Source organism: Cryobacterium sp. TMT2-17-1, from assembly GCF_004402765.1.
GTDB lineage: Bacteria > Actinomycetota > Actinomycetes > Actinomycetales > Microbacteriaceae > Cryobacterium > Cryobacterium sandaracinum.
On the sequence record NZ_SOGC01000002.1, the window covers coordinates 114,915 to 134,242 of the forward strand.

Below are 19,328 nucleotides of genomic sequence, written 5' to 3' on the forward strand. Positions count from 1 at the left end.
CAGTCAGACGGAGACGACCTGCGCGTCCAGATTCTGCGAGTCAAGGATCGTGTAGCTATAGCCCTGCTCGGCGAGGAAGCGCTGGCGGTTCTGGGCGAAGTCCTGGTCGACGGTGTCGCGGGCCACCAGCGTGTAGAAGTTCGCGGACAGACCGGACTCCTTCGGCCGCAGAAGCCGGCCGAGGCGCTGCGCCTCCTCCTGGCGTGAGCCGAAGGAACCCGAAACCTGGATGGCGACGGTGGCCTCCGGCAGGTCGACCGAGAAATTCGCGACCTTTGACACCACGAGCAGGTTCTCCTCGCCGACTCGGAAGGCCTGGTAGAGGCGCTCGCGCTCGTCGACAGGGGTCGCACCGGTGAGCTTGGGGGCATTCAGGGCCTCGGCGAGCTCGTCGATCTGGTCGAGGTACTGTCCGATCACGAGGATGCGTTCTCCGGGGTGCTTGGCTACCAGGCGCTTGACGACGTCGAGCTTCGCGGGTGCGGTCGCGGCCATCCGGTAGCGCTCGTCGTCGGCGGCGGCGGCATAGCTGAGTCGCTCGGACTGGGGCAGGTCGATGCGCACCTCGAAGCAGGAGGCTGGGGAGATGAAGCCCTGGGCCTCGATCTCCTTCCAGGGCGCGTCGAACCGCTTCGGGCCGATCAGGCTGAATACGTCGCCCTCGCGGCCGTCCTCGCGCACCAGGGTGGCGGTGAGGCCGAGGCGGCGGCGGGCCTGCAACTCCGCGGTCAGCTTGAACACGGGGGCCGGCAGCAGGTGCACCTCGTCGTAGATGACGAGGCCCCAGTCCATGGCGTCGAGTAGCTCGAGGTGCGCGTATTCGCCCTTCCGTTTGGCGGTGAGGATCTGGTAGGTCGCGATCGTGACCGGCTTGACCTCCTTGACCTGCCCGGAGTACTCGCCGATCTCGTCGGCGGTGAGGGTCGTGCGCTTCTGCAGTTCGTCGCGCCACTGACGGGCGGAGACCGTGTTGGTGACGAGGATGAGCGTGTTGGTCTTGGCGGTGGCCATGGCCCCGGCGCCGACCAGCGTCTTTCCGGCCCCGCAGGGCAGCACGACCACGCCGGAGCCGCCGTCGAAGAAGCTGGAGACGGCCTTGTTCTGGTAGTCCCGGAGCGCCCAACCGTCTTCCAAAAGACCGATCGGATGCGGCGTTCCCGGCGTGTAGCCGGCGAGGTCCTCGGCCGGCCAGCCCAGTTTCACCAGTTCCTGTTTGAGCTGGCCGCGCGCCCACGGCTCGACCAGGAACGAGTCCGGCGACGGATGCCCGATCAGGAGGGGCGCGATGCGCCGGGCCCCGGCGATCTCGGTGAGCACGGCCTGGTCGTTGCTCTGCAGGATGAGCTGACCCTCGGTGTCACGTTCGATGATGAGCCGGCCATACCGGCCGACCGTCTCCGTGATGTCCACGCTGACGGTCTGCGGGATGGCGAACTTCGAGTACTTTTCGAGCGTGGCCAGCATGTTGGAGGCGTCGTGCCCCGCGGCGCGGGCATTCCACAGCCCCAGCCGGGTGATGCGGTAGGTGTGGATGTGCTCGGGGGCACGCTCCAACTCGGCGAACACGGCCAGGTCGTGGCGCGCATCCTCGGCAAGAGGGTGGGCGACTTCGAGCAAAACCGTTCGGTCACTTTGGACGATCAGAGGGCCATCAGACATAGCCGTTAATCCTACGCCCGGTCAGCGTGAAGGCCCGCACCTACGGAGCCGGCGTGATGCTGATAATGCTGGACAGAGGCAGCGTGCGTTCGATGTCGGCGCGACGGTCTCGGGCCCGGAAACGCCCGCCGCCCACACTGGCCGGCTCGAGCAGATAGTCGACCACCACACCGCCGGGCATGGCGATGCTGACGACGACGGTCTGCTTCGCCTTGATTGCCAGGTCGAGCTGGCGGGCGAGCCAGGCATCCGCTGCCTGGCCCTCGCCGCCATCGGCGGCACGCAGCCTCTCGACCAGGGTGACGGCCGGATCCGGGGCGTCCACCGGCACGACCCGAGCGAGCTGGTGGCGGCGCAGGTGCACGATCTCATGGGTGGCGTCCTCCGCGGCGACGGGGTAGCGCGCATCGCTGAGCGCCCAGAAGACCACGTCGGAGGGGAACCGGCTGGTCAGTCGGCTGCCCTCGGCAGGCACAAGGCCGAGGGAGGCGAGCGTCTGGTCCACGGCGATGGTGCTCAGCAGGGCCGCGTCGTCGGACTGGACATAGGCCTGGGCCGGGGACTCCATCGGGTCCGTCGGGCCGACGCGCACGCGCCCGTAGCGGGCGGCGGATTCCCGGATCAGGTAGTCGACGGGCTGTGGGATGCCGGTCAGGGAGACCGTGCGCAGGAAATCGAGCAGTGACTCCGCGCTTTCGCCGGCCGCCAGGGCGCGGTTCACGGAGTTGGCGGTGATGCGGTAGCTCAGGGCGAGTTCCCGGCTCTCCACGTCGGCGAGCCCCCGCAGGCGGCTGTCGATCGAGGGGGCGAGCGGTCCGGGGGACACGATCGACAGGTCGTTCTGCAGGTACACCGCGCCGCCGGTCGCCGGCAGCGCGGCCGCCATGGTGGCGACGGCCGCCTCGAGGTCACCGGCCAGCACCGATGCACCGGCCGGGCTGGTGGTCTGGTGGGCGGTGATGCCGATCAGTTCGGCGTCCTCGGCGAACTCGGTGACCCGGTCGTCCATCCACTGGCCGCCGGCCGGGTAGAGCCAGGCCACGAAGCTGCGCAGCACGTCGCCCCAGGACACGCCGGGCCGGCGGGCGAGTATCCCGCGCACATCCGGCGGCAGGGCCGCATGCCAGGCGTCGGCCAGGGTTGCCCAGCGGCGGGCGGTGCTCTCGAGCAGCCAGGCCTCGCCGGCTTCGGTTTCATTCCAGTAGCCGTCGGAATGGGCGATGAGTTCGGCTCGGGCCGCGGTCGCGACGAAGGAGGGCACGAATTCGAGTTCGACCCCCATCACGGCGGCCAGACGCTTGGTGTCGGGCAGGCCGAGCCCGCCCCGGCTGAGCTCCCTGGCCGGCTCGCGGGCGAGCTCGGTGACCAGTTCGGCGATGGAGGACACCGCGGCGAAGGCACGCTCCGCCGCGAGACGGTCTGTGAAGCGGGTATCGGTGGTGTCGACACTGGCCAGCGCCGCGGGTGCTGGCGTCGAAGCCAGCTCGAGCGCGGTCGGCAGGCCCAGGTCCGGCCAGGTCAGCAGTTGCGCGGCCACCGCCGGGTAGGAACTGAACCGCCCGTCGGTCAGGCGCGCGAGCATGAGGGAGTCCAATTCGGCGGCACGGCCGGCGACCTCGGCCACGTCGACGGGCGAACCTGCCAGTTCGGACAGGCGCTCGGCGAGGTCGAACAGCGACGGCGCGGCAGCCGTGCCGACCTCCGTTCCCTGGCTGAACTCACCGGCGACGGCGAGAACGGCGAGGGTGGCCCGATCGAGCCGTGCCAGCACCCGTTGGATTGCGGTTGGTTCGAGGAGAGCCTCGGCCAGGTCGAAGAAATCACGGATGCCCGTGGCCGAGACCATGCGGATGTCGATCGTGCGACGCAACGTTGCGTCATCCAGCGCCCGAAGGCGCGAAGCGAGTGTGAGCATTGCTACTCCTTATTCTGTCGTGCCTCACGAGCGCGACGCATGCCGGACATCACCATGAGGACGATGATCAGCACGAATCCGAGAGGCAATCCAAACAGCGGCAAAGCAAGCACCGCCGGCCAGACCCCCTGGCCGAAACCGTTGTCCGCCCCGGCCCCGGCCGCTGTGCCGAGGATGACGGCAAGGAACGCGAGGATGGACAGACCCACCACACCCGCAACCATGTAAGCAAGGATGCGTTCGAGCCGGCTCGCGGCGGGTGGAATTTGATTGGTCACAGACTCAAGGATACGGGGCGGGAACCGGTCCGACCGAATAGGCTGGGGGTGGTTGGCGCGCAATCCGCGCGCCCGGAATCCAGCGAGGTCCAGATGCCCACCGGCAAGGTCAAGTTCTACGACGAGGAGAAAGGTTTCGGCTTCATCACCTCTGATGACGGCCACGAGGTCTTTCTCCACGCTTCTGCACTGCCCGCCGGAGTCACGGTCAAGGCAGGAACGAAGCTCGAATTCGGCATCGCCGACGGCAAGCGGGGCGCTCAGGCGCTGTCCGTTCGCGTTCTCGAGGCACCGCCGAGCCTGGTCAAACTCAGCCGCAAGCCGGCTGACGACATGGCCGTCATCGTCGAGGACCTGGTGAAACTCCTCGACGGCATCGGAGCGAGCCTGCGTCGCGGCCGCTACCCCGACAAAACCCACAGCCACAAGATCGCGGCCATGCTGCGCAAGGTCGCGGAGGAACTCGATGCCTGAGGCCGCTGCCGACGAGCGCCTGCTGTCCGCGGTCGACCAGGCGCGCACCGCGCTGCTGGAGATCACGCCGGCCGACAGCGTCGGCGAACCCCTCGGCCACCTTGTCGAAGGCGAGCATGTGCTCTCGCTGCTGTTCGACTGCAACCTGTCCGGCTACCCGGGCTGGCGTTGGACGGTCACCCTCGCCCGGGTGGACAAGAGCTCCGAGCCGTCGGTTCTGGAAGCCGAGCTCACGCCGGGCGACGACGCCCTGATCGCGCCGGAGTGGGTGCCGTGGTCTGACCGCCTGGCCGACTACCGCACGGCCCAGGAACTGGCTGCGGCCGTGGCCGACGCCGAGGCGTTGGGCGATGATGACGAATCGGACGACGACGACGAATCTGACGACGAGGACGAATCTGACGACGACGACGAATCTGACGACGACGACGAAGACCGCGGCGAAGATGTGCTTGACGGGATCGACTTCGGTGCGGCCCTAACGGCGCCGGAACCGTACCCAGGCAATCCCGAGCAGGCCGAGGCCGAGGCCGATGAGGGCAGCCCAGAGCCACCAGCCCACCCCGGCGGCGGCGAGCTCGTCCCGGAAGACGAGCGCGAGCGCGAGCGCCACTAGCCAGCCGGCGGAGCCCGCAAGGAAAGCCTTGCGGGAATTCGTTCGAGCCGGCAGCGGGTCTGGCCGACGCTCACTGTCTCTCAGCCAGAGCCGCATGTCGAGGCCTACTTGCCCAGGTTCTGCACCACGAACTCGATCGAGCGGACGAGCTGGCGCACGTCTCCGGGCTCGATCGCGGTGAAGGTGGCAACCCGCAACTGGTTGCGGCCGAGCTTGCGGTAGGGCTCGGTGTCGGAGATCCCGTTGGCGCGCAGGGTCTTGGCGATGGCGGCGGCATCGATCGCGTCGTCGAAGTCGATCGTCGCGACCACCTGTGACCGGTGCTCCGGGTCGGTGACATACGGCGTCGCGAACGGCACGCTCTCGGCCCAGTCGTAGAGAACGGATGACGATTCAAGGGTGCGCGCGGACGCCCACGCCAGGCCGCCGCTTCCGTTGATCCAGTCGAGCTGGTTCTCGATCAAAAGAAGCGTGGCCACGGCCGGAGTGTTCAGAGTCTGGTTGAGGCGCGAGTTGTCGATCGCGTTCTTCAGGCTGAGGAACTCGGGAATGTAGCGCCCGCTCGCGGCGATCTGCTCGACGCGCTCGATCGCGGCGGGGGAGAAGAGCGCCATCCACAGGCCTCCGTCGGAGGCGAGGTTTTTCTGCGGCGCGAAGTAGTAGACATCCGCCTGGTCGGCCTCGTAGTCGATACCGGCCGCCGCGCTGGTGGCGTCGATCACCGTCAGGGCGTTGGGGTCGGCAACCACGCGGGTGACCGGAGCCATGACGCCGGTCGAGGTCTCGTTCTGGGGCCAGGCGTAGACGTCGACACCCTCGGTCACGGCGAACTCGCTGCGCGATCCGGCCGGGGCCTTGACCACGTCGGGCGCTTCGAGGAACGGAGCGGCCGCGGCCGCGGCGAACTTGCCGCCGAACTCGCCGAAGACGAGGTTCTGGCTGCGGCGGAGAATAAGGGAGAACGCGGCGGCGTCCCAGAACGCGGTGGACCCGCCGTTGCCGATAATGACTTCATAACCGGCAGGGGCGCGAAGGAGGTCCGCGAGGCCGGTGCGCACGCGACCGACCAAGTTCTTGACGGGTGCCTGGCGATGGGAGGTGCCCATCACACTCGCGCTGAACTCTAAGAGGTGTTCGAGTTGTCCTTTTCGAACTTTCGACGGGCCGCAGCCAAATCGTCCATCATCGGGCAGAAGTTCCGTGGGAATTATCAGGTTCGACATAGGGCGATTCTAACGGCCGCTCTCGCGGCGATAAGGTTGGGCAGTACGTACCGAGCCGAGAGGAACGCTGGGCATGACGGATCTCATCGACACCACCGAAATGTACCTCCGCACGATTCTCGATCTCGAAGAGGAGCACATCGTTCCCCTCCGAGCACGCATCTCGGAACGCCTCGGGCACTCCGGGCCGACCGTGTCGCAGACCGTGGCCCGGATGGAACGGGATGGCCTCGTAGTCGTCTCCGGCGACCGGCACCTCGAGCTCACCGTCGACGGACGCAGCAAGGCCGTGCATGTGATGCGCAAACATCGGCTTGCGGAACGCCTGCTCAGCGACGTAATCGGGCTCGAATGGGAATTCGTCCACGACGAAGCATGCCGCTGGGAGCATGTGATGAGTGAGCGGGTGGAGCGCAAAATCCTGGAGATGCTCGATCACCCGACCGAGTCTCCGTATGGCAACCCCATCCCCGGCCTCGATGAGCTGGGCGATTCGCCGGCCGTCGCGTTCATGGCCGGGGTGACGAGCCTCGTCGACCTGGTCGCCGGATCTGCCGGTCCGGTCACCGCCGTGGTGCGCCGTCTGGGCGAACCCGTTCAGGTCGACCCCGAGCTCCTGGCCCAGCTGAAAAACTCCGGTGTGCTCCCCGGGGCCACGGGGGTTTTCTCCGCCGTGGGCTCCTATGTGCTCGTGCAGGTGCATGGGTTCGAGGACGGACTGGAACTGCCCAACGAGGTCGCCGGCCACATCTTCGTCGCCACGCCGGCAGCGGTCGCCTAGCCATTCGGCGGTCACCGCCTGCCCCGTCACCATTGATCACTCGCCCCACAATTTTGTTATCAATATGTTAGAAAAAGTAGCCTGCGGCGTGACAAACGGATGAGCGTCAGTTAGCTTGGAGTCGTCCACAGTCCAGATTCCGGTCGACGGACACGGATCAAGACGCCTTTCTTGCCCGTCTCTTGATTCGTTCCTTACACACGCGACGAGCGCAGTGGACGGGGCAACTACCTAGTGTTGTCGAGGCGTCGGAGGTAATCACTTTGGCCGCATTAGGTAAGAAGATCTTCTGTCGAGCCCCGAACTCGGTAGCCACCACCGGATCCATCACCAGCCCTCCCATCACCAACGACAATGAACACGCGGAGCTCAGCCACTATCGGGCCGCCAGTCCCCGTTCCGGCCGGCGGTCACGCCGCCGAGGCGCCGTGGCGAACATCGTGTTCATGACTCTCGCCGGCGGCCTCGTCGCGACCATGGCCATCCCGGCCTATGCGTTCGCGCCGACCGAAAAGGAGTACGCGTCAACGGCCTCGGCCGAGTTGACCGAATCGGGTGCGCAGTCCGTGGCGGTCGCCGCCGCGGCCGATACCGTGAGCGTCGCGCGCGACGGGTTCACCGCCACCACCCCCGAGGAACTGGCGGCGGCAGCGGCCGCAGCAGCGGCGGCCGTTGCCGCATCCGAGGCAGCGGCAGCCGAGGGGCGCCGACAGGAAGCCGCGGCCGCGATGACCTCCTATGCCGCGTCGTATTCCGGTCCGTCGTCGGCCGACTACCTGGCTGCCCCGGCATACCCGAATTTCGATCTGGCATCCGTCTACAGTGTCGCGGCCGGCTACCAGGGTGTCCCCTATGTCTACGGCGGGGCCACCCCGGCCGGCTTCGATTGTTCCGGTTTCATCATGTACGTCTACGCGCAGTTCGGCATCTCGCTGCCGCATTCCTCGACCGGGCAGGGCGCGGCGGGCACCCGAATCCCCGAAACTGAGGCTCAGCCGGGTGACCTCGTCATCATGGACGGCCACGACGGGTTCTATGCAGGCAACGGCAACATCCTGCATGCGCCGTATGAGGGGGCGGCCGTGCGCGTGCAGCCGATCTGGACCAGCTCGTACTACATCGTGCGGCTCGGCATCTGAGCCTGCCGGAAGATCCGAGCCGGCCGGCTGCCAGATGAATGTTTCGTAACACCTAGCACATTCGGCGTCCCGCACTTCGCGGTGGCGCCGAATGTGGGTTAACCTGTTGCTCTGATGTTTTGCGAGTTTTCGGGAGAGCCCATGCGCGAGCGGCGCACGATCCACACCATGGATGTGCGCAGCCGCTCCGCGCTGCGGCAGAGCAGTCGAGCAAACTTGAGTTGCGCGTGTCAGGGACACCGTGTGGCCGGTAGGGCGTTGTCATGGTGACGGCGCCCTTTTTGTTTGCCTGTTCGCTCCTTCTCACTGACTGTCGTAGTTCGAATGGCTGGAAGCCGTCCAGCCCTTTTCGAAAGGGAACGCATGCGCACACTGGTCCTCAATGCGGGGTATGAGCCCCTTGCCGTGGTGTCCTTCAAACGAGCACTCGTGCTGGTCATGAATCACAAGGCAACGATCGTGCAGGCCGACCAGGGGCATCCGATCTGTGCCGCCTCCGGTTCCTGGGAGCGACCGAGCGTCATCTTGCTCACGCGTTACGTGCGCATCCCTCGGTCCAGGGCCGTGCCGGTCAGCCGTCGCGGCGTGTTGCGCCGGGACGAGCATCGCTGCGGGTACTGCGGCAAGACCGCCAGCACGATCGACCACGTAATGCCTCGGTCGCGCGGAGGTCGGGACACCTGGGACAACCTCGTGGCCTGCTGCCTGCGCTGCAACAACCTAAAAAGCGACCGGACGCCGGCCGAGATGGGCTGGAAACTCTTGTTCCACCCGGGATTGCCGGTCGGCACGACCTGGGTGGTGCGCGGCGCTGAGCGGCCGTTACCGCAGTGGGATGAATTCCTTGCTCCTGCCGCCTGACCCGCGAATGTAACAGGGATGTAACGCCCCAAGGTGACTTCCCGATCGCCGTCGCCTATGGTTGAGGAGCACTGAACCTCGATCTCGGTGCGTTAGAGGATCTTCTTTTGCCCCAACCCGGCGTACCCGGCACTTCTGGTTCGCCAGAGACCCCGATTTTTCCGCTCTCGCGCCGCGAACTGCGTGCGCAGCGTGAGGCGGCAGAGACCCGAGCCGACGCCACCGTGAACACTCCGGTGCGCATGGACGTGCCGGTGGCTGTGCGCATTCCCGATGCGGTTGCGGTGGCGGAAACCAAGGCTCTGGACCTCGAAAAGGCATCGATCGCGGCGCGGAGCAACCGGCTCAATCCGGTCGCTTCCCCGCGGGTCGCACCGGCCGTCAGCCTCCCGGTGCCCCGGTCGCGCCGCCGGCGGCCCATGAAAATCGCCGTGACCCTGCTGGCCATTCCGGGACTGTTCCTCACCGCCGGCCTTCCTGCCTATGCGTTCGCGCCCGGTGCGAGCGACACCGCCTCGACGACTCCGCGGGTTGCCGACACGCAGGGCGTCACGGTGGACAGTGGCGCCGCAGCCATCACCGTCGCTCGCGACGGTTTCACGGCGACCACGAGCGAGGAACTCGCCCAGCGGGATGCCGAGGCCAAGCGTGCACTGGCCGCCCAGCAGACCGCCGAGGCAGCCCGATCGGCTGCCACCGACTTCGCTGTATACAGCGTGCGTGCCAAGGGCGACGACTACCCGTGGTTCGACCGGGCCACCGACACCCAGGGCGGCGGGCTGTCTCCGCTTGGCTACTATTACCGCGAATGCGTGGACTTCGTGGCATATCGGCTCAACCGCGACGCCGGGTCGACCGGCTCCCCGTGGACCTGGACCTGGAGCAAGCTCACCCCCAGCGGCGGCAACGCGAGCAACTGGGCCAGCGCCTGGGCTGACCAGGGCTGGGCCACCGGCGACACTCCCGTCGTCGGCGCGGTCGCCTGGTTCAACTACAACCACGTGGCCTACGTGCAGTCGGTCAACAGCGACGGCTCGGTCATTCTCGAGGAATACAACTGGAACGGCAGTCACGCGTACAACACGCGCACCGTGTCGGCCAGTGAGGTTCCGCTCTTCCTGTACCCGCCGACGTAAGCGCGTCGCAGCGGTGCGCTGCGGCGCCGGCAGACAACCACTAAACTTCAGTAGACAGCCTCTGTAGCTCAACGGAAGAGCAGTTCCGTCCTAAGGAAACGGTTGGGGGTTCGAATCCCTCCAGGGGCACCACTAATCATCGGTCGATGCCGACCGACCAGCACATCGCCCTTGTGTCGACGTGTCCACGGAGCGGTCGACTTCCTCCTTTAAAGTCGGGGAATTTCCCGTTTCGTCACGGAAATAGTGTGTTTGACCTGATGTGCAGATTTGGTTTGAATTCCTTCCCGGAGTCAATGAAACTAATCGAACTCACTCCGCGGCGGCGCAACGGATGCGCGCACGAATCGATCGCTGGCGAAGCCGAGGAGAGCACCCATGGCAGAAATAGCGTGCGCGAAAAAAGCGAGCGAGCACCGGCGCCCGACGATTCCCGCAAACCCGACTCGCTGAGCGAGATCGCCAAGCCGTCCTGGCGGTATGTGCTGCGTCAGCAGCCCCGTCCCGTCCCGGTGACGCTTGATCGGGACGTAGACCCGGCCTCGCGATATCCCCAGTGAAAGCGCTGCAGCGTCGACCGCAGCCCTGCCCACAGTTCCCCGCTCGGGCAGTTCAGCTCGTCGCCGGCGGTCGGCGTCGCCCTCGTCGTCGGGATCCTGTTGGCGCTGTGGTCGGCATCCGGGTGCGTCGGCGCGTTCAGCCGGGATCGCAATCCTGTACTAGGCAACCCCCAACGCCCAGCAGCCCAAGTTCCGATGGATCAGCCTGGGTGCGTTACTCGCATTCCTCACTCTGGTGATCTCCTCATTCCTGTTCGGCCTCTACGTCACCATTTTCTCCAACTACGACCGCACGTATGATTCCCTGACCGGCATCGTGGTGTTCCTGCTCTGGCTGTGGATAGCCAACCTCGCCCTGCTCTTCGGTGCCGAATTCGACGCCGAGCTGGAACAAGGCCGTGAGCTGCAGGCGGGCATCGCCGCAGAAGAAGAACTTCAGCTGCCGCCGCGGGACACCCGCAAGAGCGACAAGGCCGCTGACAAGGTACAAGAGGACATCGCGATCGGCCGACGGTTGCGGCTGAACAGACGAACGAGTGACGACAGCGAGTCGAAGAAGAAGAAATAGGGCGACGGCCGGGAACCGGTTGGGGATTCGAATCCTTCCAGGGACACCCAGCCTCCGCGCACGGATGGCGAGGTCCGGATTGCTCCCAACCTCGCCTCCGGGTGTCTCTGAGCGTCGTTCCCCGGGGCGCTCCAGGCCCTAGTTGTAGAGCATCCCGCCGTCGACGAGCAGGACCTGGCCGGTGACGTAGTCGGAGTCGGGGCCGGCGAAGAACGACACGATCTTGGCGACGTCCTCCGGGGTCTCGATGCGGCCGAGCGCGATGCCGTCGACGTTTTCCTTGAGGTTCTGGCCGAGCGGCTTGCCGTTGATGGCGCTGAGCTTCTCGTCGATCAGGTCCCACATGCCGGTGCCGACGATGCCGGGGGCGTAGGCGTTGACCGTGATGCCCCGAGGTGCGAGCTCCTGGGCGGCAGCCTGAGTGATGCCGCGGACGGCGAACTTCGAGGCCGAGTAGGCGCCGAGGATGGGGAAGCCCTGGATGGCGGCGATGGAGGCGGCGTTGATGATCTTGCCGGCGTGGCCGAGTTCGTCGAGCTTCGCGACCGCGGCCTGGATCCCCCAGACGACGCTGTTCACGTTGATGCGGAAGATCTTCTCCAGATCGTCCGCCGTGACCTCGAGCATGGGCGTGACCTGGGCGATGCCGGCGTTGTTGACAATCACGTCGAATCCGCCGAGCTTCTCGGCCGCGGTGTCGACGGCGGCGAACACATCATCGCGGTTGGAGACGTCGGCGGTGACGAAGACGGCCCTGCGCCCGAAAGCCTCGATTTCGGCGACGACACCGGCCCCCTTTTCTGCCTGGAAGTCGAGGTCGGCGACGGCGATGTCGAAGCCGTCCTGGGCGAGGCGGAGTGCGATGCCGCGTCCGATTCCCTGCCCGGCTCCGGTGACGAGTGCGACTTTGTTCGAAACGGTCATGGTGGTTCTCATTTCTGGTTCGGGCATGCTGAGCGCCGTTTGGCGTCGTTGGCCCGCAGCCCTGACGGTGTCGGTCAGACGATCATCCGGACCCCTTCAGGCTAGGCGACAGTTCTGTCGACCGGTTCGCCGATGTTATCCGGTCACGCGGTACACGCCTCAGCAGCTAGCGTCGATGTATACGATCACCACACTCCGGTCGTCTCCGATGATGCACACGTCCCGGAGACCACCTCGTCTGGAGTGCCTCATGATTTCCCCCCGCATCGCGTTCGTCGACGCCGACGGCACGCTCATGGAGACCGGCTCGATGATCGCGGAGTCGGCGATCGACGCGGTGCGCGCCGCCCGGCACAACGGGCACCTGGTGTACCTCAGCACCGGACGGGCGTCCGTGGAGATCTACCCCGCGATCCGCGACATCGGATTCGACGGTTTCATCAGCTCCGGCGGCGGGTTCGCGGAGATCGGCGATGAGCTCGTGATCGAACGCACGATGCCCGAAGCGGCCGTGGCCCGCATGATCAGCTTCTATGAGGAGTCAGGGTACGACTTCTACCTGCAGTCCTTTGACGAGCTGTTTCCGAGCCCCGGCGTGCATGACCGCTTCGCGGACTACTACGCGTCCGGCGAAAAGCGGAAGGCGGGAGCCGGGTATGCGACGGCATCCGTCACCGGTGCCGTCGCACACCCGGCGCTGAATGCCTTCGCCGATGTGCGCCCCTTCAGTCTCACGGGCATCGCGAAGTCGGTGTTCCTCGCCGGCGACCTCCGGGCGTACGACCGGGTGTCGGACGCGCTCAGCGGAGACTTCCATGTCATCACCGGAACCATCCCGCACATGGGGCGCGGCAGCGGCGAGGTGACGCTGAATGGTGTGAACAAGGGCTCCACGATCCTGCGGCTCCTCGACCGGCTCGGCCTCGACGCGGCATCCGCCCTCGGCATCGGTGACAGCAGCAACGACATCGAGATGCTGCAGGTCTGCGGGGTCGGCATCGCCATGGGCAACGCCTCGGATGCCGTCAAGGCCTACGCCGACGAGGTCACCACCACCGTGCAGGGCGACGGCGTCTGGAACGCCTTCCGCCGCCACGGTCTGATCTGACGCGTCGCGGCACCCGTCGCCGGTGTCACCGTAACCGGACACCTCCCTGTTACCTGCGGGTTCTAAACTGGTGGCGCGCGGTGGCTGGCACCGCGACCTGGACGAGGAGCCTGCGTGACCCTGACCCCGATTGAGCCCGGCCAGGACGTGCTCGAGGCCGGACACCGCGCGGCGCCGGCCCGCACCCTGGTCGACATCCTGCTCGCGACCGCCGGTCGGCATCCGGGCGCGCTCGCCCTCGAAGACGTCGACGGGGCGATCAACTACCGGGATCTGGTGCGCCTGGTCACCGAGCAGGCGGAGCAGCTCAGTCGCCGCGGGGTGCGCCGCGGCGACACCGTCGGCATCCGGATCCCGTCGGGAACCCGGGAACTGTATCTCTCCATTCTGGCGACCCTTCTGGTCGGCGCCTCCTACGTGCCCGTCGACGCCGACGACCCCGAGGAACGTGCCCGGCTCGTCTTCGGCGAGGCCCGGGTCGTGGGCGTGATCGGGGCGGGCGGCGTGTTCGAGGTGCGCACCGGCATGGACGCGGAGATGTTCGCCGAACGGATGCTGGCGCCCGGGGACGACCTGGCCCTCGCCGGCACGATCGGCGCCATGCCGGCCCCCGACGACGATGCCTGGGTGATCTTCACCTCGGGCTCCACCGGGGTACCCAAGGGGGTGGCGGTGGCCCACCGCTCCGCCGCCGCGTTCGTCGACGCGGAGGCCGACCTGTTCCTCCGGTCGGACCCGATCGGTCCCGCGGACCGGGTGCTGGCCGGCCTTTCTGTGGCCTTCGACGCCTCCTGCGAGGAGATGTGGCTGGCCTGGCGGAACGGTGCCTGCCTCGTCTCGGCGCCCCGCTCCCTGGTGCGCTCGGGGGTCGACCTGGGCCCGTGGTTGATCAAGCACGGCATCACCGTGGTGTCGACGGTGCCCACCCTCGCGGCCCTGTGGCCGGAGGAATCGCTGGAGCGGGTGCGGCTGCTGATCTTCGGCGGCGAAGCCTGCCCACCCGAGCTCGCCTCGCGCCTCGCCGTGCGCGGCCGGGAGGTCTGGAACACGTATGGCCCGACCGAGGCCACCGTCGTCGCCTGCGCCGCCCTGCTCGACGGCCGCGGACCGGTGCGGATCGGGCTTCCTCTGGCCGGCTGGAACCTTGCCGTGGTGGACGCCGCCGGTGCCCGGGTGGCCCACGGCGAGACCGGGGAACTCATTATCGGTGGGGTCGGGCTGGCCCGCTACCTCGACGCCGGCAAGGACACCGAGAAGTACGCCCCGCATACCGAGCTGGGCTGGCACCGCGCCTACCGCAGCGGCGACCTGGTGCGCTACGAGCGCGAGGGTCTCGTGTTCGTCGGCCGGGCCGATGACCAGGTCAAGCTCGGCGGCCGGCGTATCGAACTCGGCGAGATCGAGGCGGCCCTGCGCGCGCTCCCCGGGGTGGCCGGAGCGGCCGCGGTCGTGCAGAGAACCCCGGCCGGCAACCAGATCCTGGTCGGCTACCTGGCCCAGGTGGAGGGGGCCCTCTTCGACCGGGCGGCCGCCAACATCCGTCTGCGCGAAGAATTGCCGGCCGCGCTCGTGCCGCTGGTGCACGTCGTCGACGAGCTGCCCACGCGTACCTCCGGCAAGGTGGACCGCGGTGCCCTGCCCTGGCCCCTTCCCGCCACCGGGGGTGAGCAGGCGGAGGCCTTCTCGCCGACGGCGGCGTGGCTTGCCGCCGGCTGGGCCGCCATCCTCGGAGTGTCGGCCGACGGTCCCGACGCGGACTTCTTCGCCCACGGCGGCGGGTCGCTCTCCGCGGCCCAGTTCGTGTCGACCGTCCGCGAGCGGTTCCCCGACACCCGAGTCTCCGACATCTACGACTACCCCCGGATCGGTTCCCTCGCCGACGAGCTCGACGGACGCGCACCCGCGGCGGCGAGTATCGTGCGGGAGGTTCAGCCGGTGCCCCGGCGCAGCCGCCTCGCCATCACCCTGCTGGGCGTGCCGCTGCACGTGCTGGTCGGCGCGCGCTGGCTGGTCTACCTCGCGGCGGCGAACAACCTGCTCGCGGGCTGGTCAGGCGCCTCCTTCGCGCCCACCATCTCCTGGTGGTGGGTGGCGCTCGGGTTCGTGCTCTTCGTCACCCCGCCCGGCAAAATGGCCATCTCCGTCGTCGCCGCCCGGCTGCTGCTGCGCGGCGTGGAGCCCGGCAACTATCCGCGCGGCGGATCGGTGCACCTGCGCCTCTGGCTCGCCGAACAGGTGGCACTGCTCTCGGATGCCGTGAGCCTGGCCGGTGCCCCCTGGATCAGCTACTACGCCAGGGCCCTCGGCGCCCGCATCGGCACCGACGTCGACCTGCACTCCCTGCCGCCGGTAACCGGAATGCTGGACATCGGTGCCGGGGCAGCCATCGAACCCGAGACCGACCTGTCCGGCTACTGGATCGACGGCGACGTGCTGCGCATCGGGCCGGTACGGATCGGCGCCGGCGCCACGGTCGGCTCCCGCAGCGCACTGCTCGGCGGCGCCGACATCGGGCGGGGCGCCGTAATCGAGCCGGGCTCGGCCGTCTCCGGACCGGTGCCGCCGGGTGAACGCTGGGCCGGGTCCCCGGCCGCCCGCATGGGCGCCGCCCGCGGCTCGTGGCCGGCCGAGCGCCCGCCGCGAGGGACCCGCTGGCTGACCGCCTTCGCGACCGGGGCCATCGCCATGACGGCCCTGCCCGCGATCGCGGTGCTCGTCGGCGCGCTCATCGTCGGGGCGTCCATCGGCGACGCCGCGACCCTGGCCGACGCGGCCGGGCGGGCCGCCCTGGCCACCCCGCTCGCGGTCGTGGCAGCCGGGCTGGTCTACGCGCTGCTGGTGCTCAGCTCCGTTCGGCTGCTCGGTGTGGGCCTGCGGGAGGGGTACTACCCCGTGCGCAGCCGGATCGGCTGGCAGGTCTGGATGACCGAGCGAATCCTCGACGGCGCCCGAACGCTCCTGTTCCCGATCTACGCGAGCCTGCTCACCCCGATCTGGCTGCGCCTGCTCGGCGCTAAGGTGGGCGCCGGCGTGGAAGCCTCCACCGTGCTTCTCATCCCCGCCCTGACGACCATCGCCCCGGCCGCGTTTCTCGCCGACGACACCATGGTCGCCTGCTATGAACTCGGCGGCGGCTGGCTGCACATCGGGCCGGCCAAGATCGGCCGCCGGGCGTTCCTCGGCAACAGCGGCATGGCGGGCGCGGGCCGCACGGTGCCGCGCAACGGGCTCGTCGCGGTGCTCTCCTCCACGCCGCGCAAGGCGAAACGCGGGTCGTCCTGGCTGGGCAACCCGCCCGAACGGCTGCGCCGCACAGTGACGGATGTTGACGAGGCCCGCACCTTCCACCCACCGGCCCGGCTCGTCACCTGGCGGGCGCTGTGGGAGATGCTCCGGATCATGCCGGTCATCGTCACGGTCCTGATCGCCCTCGGCGTGCTCGTCGCCCTTGATGCGCTCTGGCTCACGATCGGCCTGGGGTGGACGATCGCGCTCTCGGGTCTGGTGCTGCTGGCCGCGGGGGCCGTCGCCGCCCTGGTGACCACGGCCGCGAAGTGGTTGCTGGTGGGCCGGATCGACGCTACGGAACATCCGCTCTGGTCGTCGTTCATCTGGCGCAACGAGGTGTCGGACAGCTTCGTCGAGATGGTCGCCCGACCCTGGTTCGCGGCGAAGGCGGCCGGCACGCCGGCGCTCGCCGTGTGGCTTCGCACTCTCGGCGCGCACATCGGGTACGGCGTGTGGTGCGAGACCTACTGGCTGCCGGAGGCGGACCTGGTGAGCATCAAAGACGGTGCGACCGTGAACCGGGGCTGCGTGGTGCAGACGCACCTGTTCCACGACCGCATCATGCAATTGGACCGGGTCACCCTGGCGGCGGGCGCCACGCTCGGGCCGCACAGCGTGATTCTGCCGGCGGCCGACATCGAGGAGGGCGCCACTGTGGGGCCTGCCTCGCTGGTGATGCGCGGGGAACGCGTGCCGGCCGGGTCGGTGTGGTCGGGCAACCCCATTTCGCCGTGGCGCAGTCTGCCATGGTGGACTTGACGCCCGCCATGCCTCGCACCCCACCGCCCCCAGGCCCCGCTCAGAGCCCGGCCAAGCGCCTCACCCCGCTGCCGCCCAGATCCGCGCTCGGCCCGGCCGGCGTTCGAGGGGCCGCTCCCACCCACGGCGCCGCCACCGCGGGCGACCCGTACCTGCCGGGCAACGGAAACGGCGGTTACCTCGCCCTGCACTACGACCTGAACCTCGACTACCGGGTGACCACCAACCAGTTGCGGGCCACAGCCACCGTGCAGGCCCGGGCATCGATGAGGCTGGACCGGTTCAGCCTCGACTTCGATGGTCTCACTGTGGACCGGGTCACCGTCGACGGGGTGCGGGCGTTGAAGGTGAGCCAGAGCGCGCGCAAGCTCACCATCACGGTGGTGGCGACGATCGAGGCCGGGGCTCTGTTCGAGGTGATCGTGCGGTATCGCGGCGCGCCGCATCCGTTGAAGAGCATCTGGGGCGAGGTCGGCTGGGAGGAACTCGACGACGGCGTGCTCGTGGCCGGCCAGCCGACCGGGTCGGCGTCGTGGTTCCCCTGCAACGACCACCCCAGCAACAAGGCCTCGTTCCGCATCCGGGTCAGCTGCGAGGACCCCTACACGGTCGTGGCGAACGGTACGCTGATCGCGCGCACGACGCGGTCTGGCCGCACCAGCTGGACCTACGAGGTGAAGGAGCCGATGGCTACCTACCTGGCCACGGTGCTGATCGGCCGTTACCGGCGCACCGACGCCGCCGCCGCCCCGGTGGCCCAACGCATCTTCTTCCCGGCAAACCTCGCCCGCGAGGTGGCGGTGGACTTCGCCCGACTTCCGGAGATGATCTCCCTCTTCGCCGACCGCTTCGGTCCCTACCCGTTCGACGCCTACTCGGTCGTTGTCACCGACGACGAGCTGGAGATCCCGCTCGAGGCCCACGGCCTCGCCATTTTCGGTCGCAACCACGTCGACGGTGCGCACGGCAGCGACCGGCTGATCGCCCACGAACTGGCCCACCAGTGGTTCGGCAACAGCCTGACCGTCGTGCGGTGGCAGGACATCTGGCTGCACGAGGGGTTCGCCTGCTACGCCGAGTGGCTGTGGGCGGAGGCCGGCGGTGGACCAACGGCCGATGCGAGTGCCGCCGTGCACCGGACCGAGATCGAGGCCCTGCCGCGGGACATCGTCGTCGGCGAACCGGGGCCGCACGACATGTTCGACGACCGGGTCTACAAGCGCGGCGCCCTGGCCCTGCACGCGGTGCGCCGGTCGCTCGGCGACGACGCCTTCTTCGGCGCCGTGCGCGCCTACACGCGGGCGCGCCGCCACGGTTCCATCACTACCGAGGACCTTGTGGAGTTCCTTTCCGTGCACACCGATAGCGGTGAAATTCGCCGGATCGTCGACCGCTGGATCTATCGGAGCGCCCTGCCCAAGCTCTAGGCGAGGTTGGCTGGTCCAGCCGACCGACCCTCCCGCCCGGCGTCGAACCGATACGACGGAGATTCTCTCGAATGAGAGTCATTTTCCGGTTTTTGAGCCCCTTTCGGCCAGAATCTCCGTCGAATTCGTTCGGGGCGGAGTGCTGTACGGCGGTCTCGGACTCAACCGGCTAGGCCGGACCATTCAGGTGGTGACGGATGTCCGCATTCGACACGATATGCACGGTCGGCCCGTCCGCGGCGCGCCTGCCCTCGCCGAGAACGGCCACCGTGCCGACGAGCACCGTGCCGACGAGCGCCGTGCCGACGAGCGCCGTGTCCACGTACTCGGCACCCATGAGCGCCGCACCCGGGTCGAAGTCGCGAAGCCCAATCGCGTCGACGTCAACGTCAACGTCGGCTCCGCGCCAGGCGTCGAGGCGCGGCGAGCCCCGGCCGCCGCCGCCGCCGCCCGGCAACGAAACGGTCAGGTTGCGCGGGTCCACTCGGAGCCCGTCGCCCGTGCACTTCAGCACCGCCTCCTTCGCGGTCCACAACCGGGCCCGCGCGCGTGCGGTTTCGGCGGCGCCCGCGGCGGCGCCCGCGTCGGCGCCCGCGGCGGCGCCCGCGGTGG

At 68.2% G+C, this 19,328-nt stretch carries 16 protein-coding genes, 1 tRNA gene and 2 pseudogenes; 12 read left to right on the top strand and 7 right to left on the bottom strand.

Features of this window, described 5'->3' with window-relative positions; all coding sequences use genetic code 11:
• Nucleotides 1-3 precede the first annotated feature (3 nt).
• From E3O47_RS00580 to E3O47_RS00590, 3 genes are read right to left on the bottom strand one after another with little or no spacing between them, the layout of a single operon-like run.
• A complete protein-coding gene (locus tag E3O47_RS00580; RefSeq protein ID WP_104100124.1) occupies nucleotides 4-1,659 on the bottom strand; it encodes a DNA repair helicase XPB in 1,656 nt (551 codons plus the stop codon).
• A gap of 40 nt (nucleotides 1,660-1,699) precedes the next feature.
• Nucleotides 1,700-3,574 (bottom strand): helicase-associated domain-containing protein, encoded by a 1,875-nt coding sequence (locus tag E3O47_RS00585; protein WP_134419295.1) that lies wholly within the window; start codon nucleotides 3,572-3,574, stop codon nucleotides 1,700-1,702.
• Between the two features lie 2 nt (nucleotides 3,575-3,576).
• The gene (locus tag E3O47_RS00590) at nucleotides 3,577-3,852 is read right to left on the bottom strand and encodes a hypothetical protein (protein ID WP_134342241.1); all 276 of its coding nucleotides are present in this window, start codon (nucleotides 3,850-3,852) and stop codon (nucleotides 3,577-3,579) included.
• A gap of 93 nt (nucleotides 3,853-3,945) precedes the next feature.
• On the opposite strand from E3O47_RS00590, the gene E3O47_RS00595 reads away from it, so the two are divergent.
• Together E3O47_RS00595 and E3O47_RS00600 are read left to right on the top strand one after the other, a co-directional pair.
• Nucleotides 3,946-4,326 carry a cold shock domain-containing protein gene (locus E3O47_RS00595; protein WP_104171911.1) on the top strand — a complete coding sequence of 127 codons (381 nt, stop codon included), beginning with the start codon at nucleotides 3,946-3,948 and terminating at the stop codon, nucleotides 4,324-4,326.
• A complete protein-coding gene (locus E3O47_RS00600; RefSeq protein WP_241986026.1) occupies nucleotides 4,319-4,942 on the top strand; it encodes a DUF3027 domain-containing protein in 624 nt (207 codons plus the stop codon). Before E3O47_RS00595 ends, E3O47_RS00600 begins: the two co-directional genes overlap by 8 nt.
• On the opposite strand, the pseudogene E3O47_RS00605 reads toward E3O47_RS00600, so the two are convergent.
• Together E3O47_RS00605 and serC are read right to left on the bottom strand one after the other, a co-directional pair.
• Nucleotides 4,868-5,038 (bottom strand): annotated as a pseudogene (locus E3O47_RS00605) (DUF2530 domain-containing protein); the annotation flags it as partial. The gene E3O47_RS00600 and the pseudogene E3O47_RS00605 overlap by 75 nt on opposite strands.
• 8 nt (nucleotides 5,039-5,046) lie before the next feature.
• On the bottom strand, nucleotides 5,047-6,165 hold the full coding sequence (serC, locus tag E3O47_RS00610; protein WP_134419296.1) for a phosphoserine transaminase: 1,119 nt from the start codon (nucleotides 6,163-6,165) through the stop codon (nucleotides 5,047-5,049).
• Between the two features lie 73 nt (nucleotides 6,166-6,238).
• On the opposite strand from serC, the gene E3O47_RS00615 reads away from it, so the two are divergent.
• The 7 genes and pseudogenes from E3O47_RS00615 to E3O47_RS00640 all read left to right on the top strand — a co-directional run.
• On the top strand, nucleotides 6,239-6,946 hold the full coding sequence (locus E3O47_RS00615) for a metal-dependent transcriptional regulator (protein WP_134342244.1): 708 nt from the start codon (nucleotides 6,239-6,241) through the stop codon (nucleotides 6,944-6,946).
• A gap of 428 nt (nucleotides 6,947-7,374) precedes the next feature.
• Nucleotides 7,375-8,085 carry a C40 family peptidase gene (locus E3O47_RS16180; protein WP_241986027.1) on the top strand — a complete coding sequence of 237 codons (711 nt, stop codon included), beginning with the start codon at nucleotides 7,375-7,377 and terminating at the stop codon, nucleotides 8,083-8,085.
• Nucleotides 8,086-8,448: 363 nt separating this feature from the next.
• Nucleotides 8,449-8,946, top strand: coding sequence for an HNH endonuclease (locus E3O47_RS00625; protein ID WP_104100118.1), 498 nt, complete (start codon nucleotides 8,449-8,451; stop codon nucleotides 8,944-8,946).
• Nucleotides 8,947-9,188: 242 nt separating this feature from the next.
• On the top strand, nucleotides 9,189-10,082 hold the full coding sequence (locus tag E3O47_RS00630) for a CHAP domain-containing protein (RefSeq protein ID WP_241986028.1): 894 nt from the start codon (nucleotides 9,189-9,191) through the stop codon (nucleotides 10,080-10,082).
• 57 nt (nucleotides 10,083-10,139) lie between these two features.
• Nucleotides 10,140-10,214, top strand: a tRNA-Arg gene (locus E3O47_RS00635).
• A 116-nt stretch (nucleotides 10,215-10,330) separates the two neighbouring features.
• Entirely contained in the window at nucleotides 10,331-10,642 is a 312-nt protein-coding gene (locus E3O47_RS16325; RefSeq protein ID WP_241986029.1) for a hypothetical protein, read from the top strand.
• Nucleotides 10,643-10,702: 60 nt separating this feature from the next.
• Nucleotides 10,703-11,210, top strand: a pseudogene (locus tag E3O47_RS00640) (YihY/virulence factor BrkB family protein); the annotation flags it as partial.
• 138 nt (nucleotides 11,211-11,348) lie between these two features.
• On the opposite strand, the gene E3O47_RS00645 reads toward E3O47_RS00640, so the two are convergent.
• Nucleotides 11,349-12,134, bottom strand: coding sequence for an acetoin reductase (locus E3O47_RS00645; RefSeq protein WP_104100116.1), 786 nt, complete (start codon nucleotides 12,132-12,134; stop codon nucleotides 11,349-11,351).
• A 250-nt stretch (nucleotides 12,135-12,384) separates the two neighbouring features.
• Between E3O47_RS00645 and E3O47_RS00650 the strand changes: the two genes are divergently transcribed.
• The 3 genes from E3O47_RS00650 to E3O47_RS00660 all read left to right on the top strand — a co-directional run bounded on the left by E3O47_RS00650 (nucleotide 12,385) and on the right by E3O47_RS00660 (nucleotide 18,716).
• Nucleotides 12,385-13,242 carry a Cof-type HAD-IIB family hydrolase gene (locus tag E3O47_RS00650; protein ID WP_166785292.1) on the top strand — a complete coding sequence of 286 codons (858 nt, stop codon included), beginning with the start codon at nucleotides 12,385-12,387 and terminating at the stop codon, nucleotides 13,240-13,242.
• A gap of 120 nt (nucleotides 13,243-13,362) precedes the next feature.
• On the top strand, nucleotides 13,363-17,289 hold the full coding sequence (locus E3O47_RS00655; RefSeq protein ID WP_174722125.1) for a Pls/PosA family non-ribosomal peptide synthetase: 3,927 nt from the start codon (nucleotides 13,363-13,365) through the stop codon (nucleotides 17,287-17,289).
• Between the two features lie 8 nt (nucleotides 17,290-17,297).
• A complete protein-coding gene (locus tag E3O47_RS00660) occupies nucleotides 17,298-18,716 on the top strand; it encodes a M1 family metallopeptidase (protein ID WP_134419301.1) in 1,419 nt (472 codons plus the stop codon).
• A gap of 169 nt (nucleotides 18,717-18,885) precedes the next feature.
• Here the strand turns inward: E3O47_RS00660 and E3O47_RS16185 are convergent.
• Nucleotides 18,886-19,328: 4'-phosphopantetheinyl transferase superfamily protein (locus E3O47_RS16185; RefSeq protein ID WP_194085911.1), on the bottom strand; the 443-nt coding region annotated here is incomplete at its 5' end.

Coding starts and splice junctions, on each gene's coding strand:
- serC (WP_134419296.1), bottom strand. CDS start 6,165: ATGTCGAACCTGATAATTCCCACGGAACTTCTGCCCGATGATGGACGA.
- E3O47_RS00660 (WP_134419301.1), top strand. CDS start 17,298: ATGCCTCGCACCCCACCGCCCCCAGGCCCCGCTCAGAGCCCGGCCAAG.
- E3O47_RS00645 (WP_104100116.1), bottom strand. CDS start 12,134: ATGACCGTTTCGAACAAAGTCGCACTCGTCACCGGAGCCGGGCAGGGA.
- E3O47_RS00595 (WP_104171911.1), top strand. CDS start 3,946: ATGCCCACCGGCAAGGTCAAGTTCTACGACGAGGAGAAAGGTTTCGGC.
- E3O47_RS00625 (WP_104100118.1), top strand. CDS start 8,449: ATGCGCACACTGGTCCTCAATGCGGGGTATGAGCCCCTTGCCGTGGTG.
- E3O47_RS00585 (WP_134419295.1), bottom strand. CDS start 3,574: ATGCTCACACTCGCTTCGCGCCTTCGGGCGCTGGATGACGCAACGTTG.
- E3O47_RS00630 (WP_241986028.1), top strand. CDS start 9,189: ATGGACGTGCCGGTGGCTGTGCGCATTCCCGATGCGGTTGCGGTGGCG.
- E3O47_RS00650 (WP_166785292.1), top strand. CDS start 12,385: ATGATTTCCCCCCGCATCGCGTTCGTCGACGCCGACGGCACGCTCATG.
- E3O47_RS00600 (WP_241986026.1), top strand. CDS start 4,319: ATGCCTGAGGCCGCTGCCGACGAGCGCCTGCTGTCCGCGGTCGACCAG.
- E3O47_RS00615 (WP_134342244.1), top strand. CDS start 6,239: ATGACGGATCTCATCGACACCACCGAAATGTACCTCCGCACGATTCTC.
- E3O47_RS00580 (WP_104100124.1), bottom strand. CDS start 1,659: ATGTCTGATGGCCCTCTGATCGTCCAAAGTGACCGAACGGTTTTGCTC.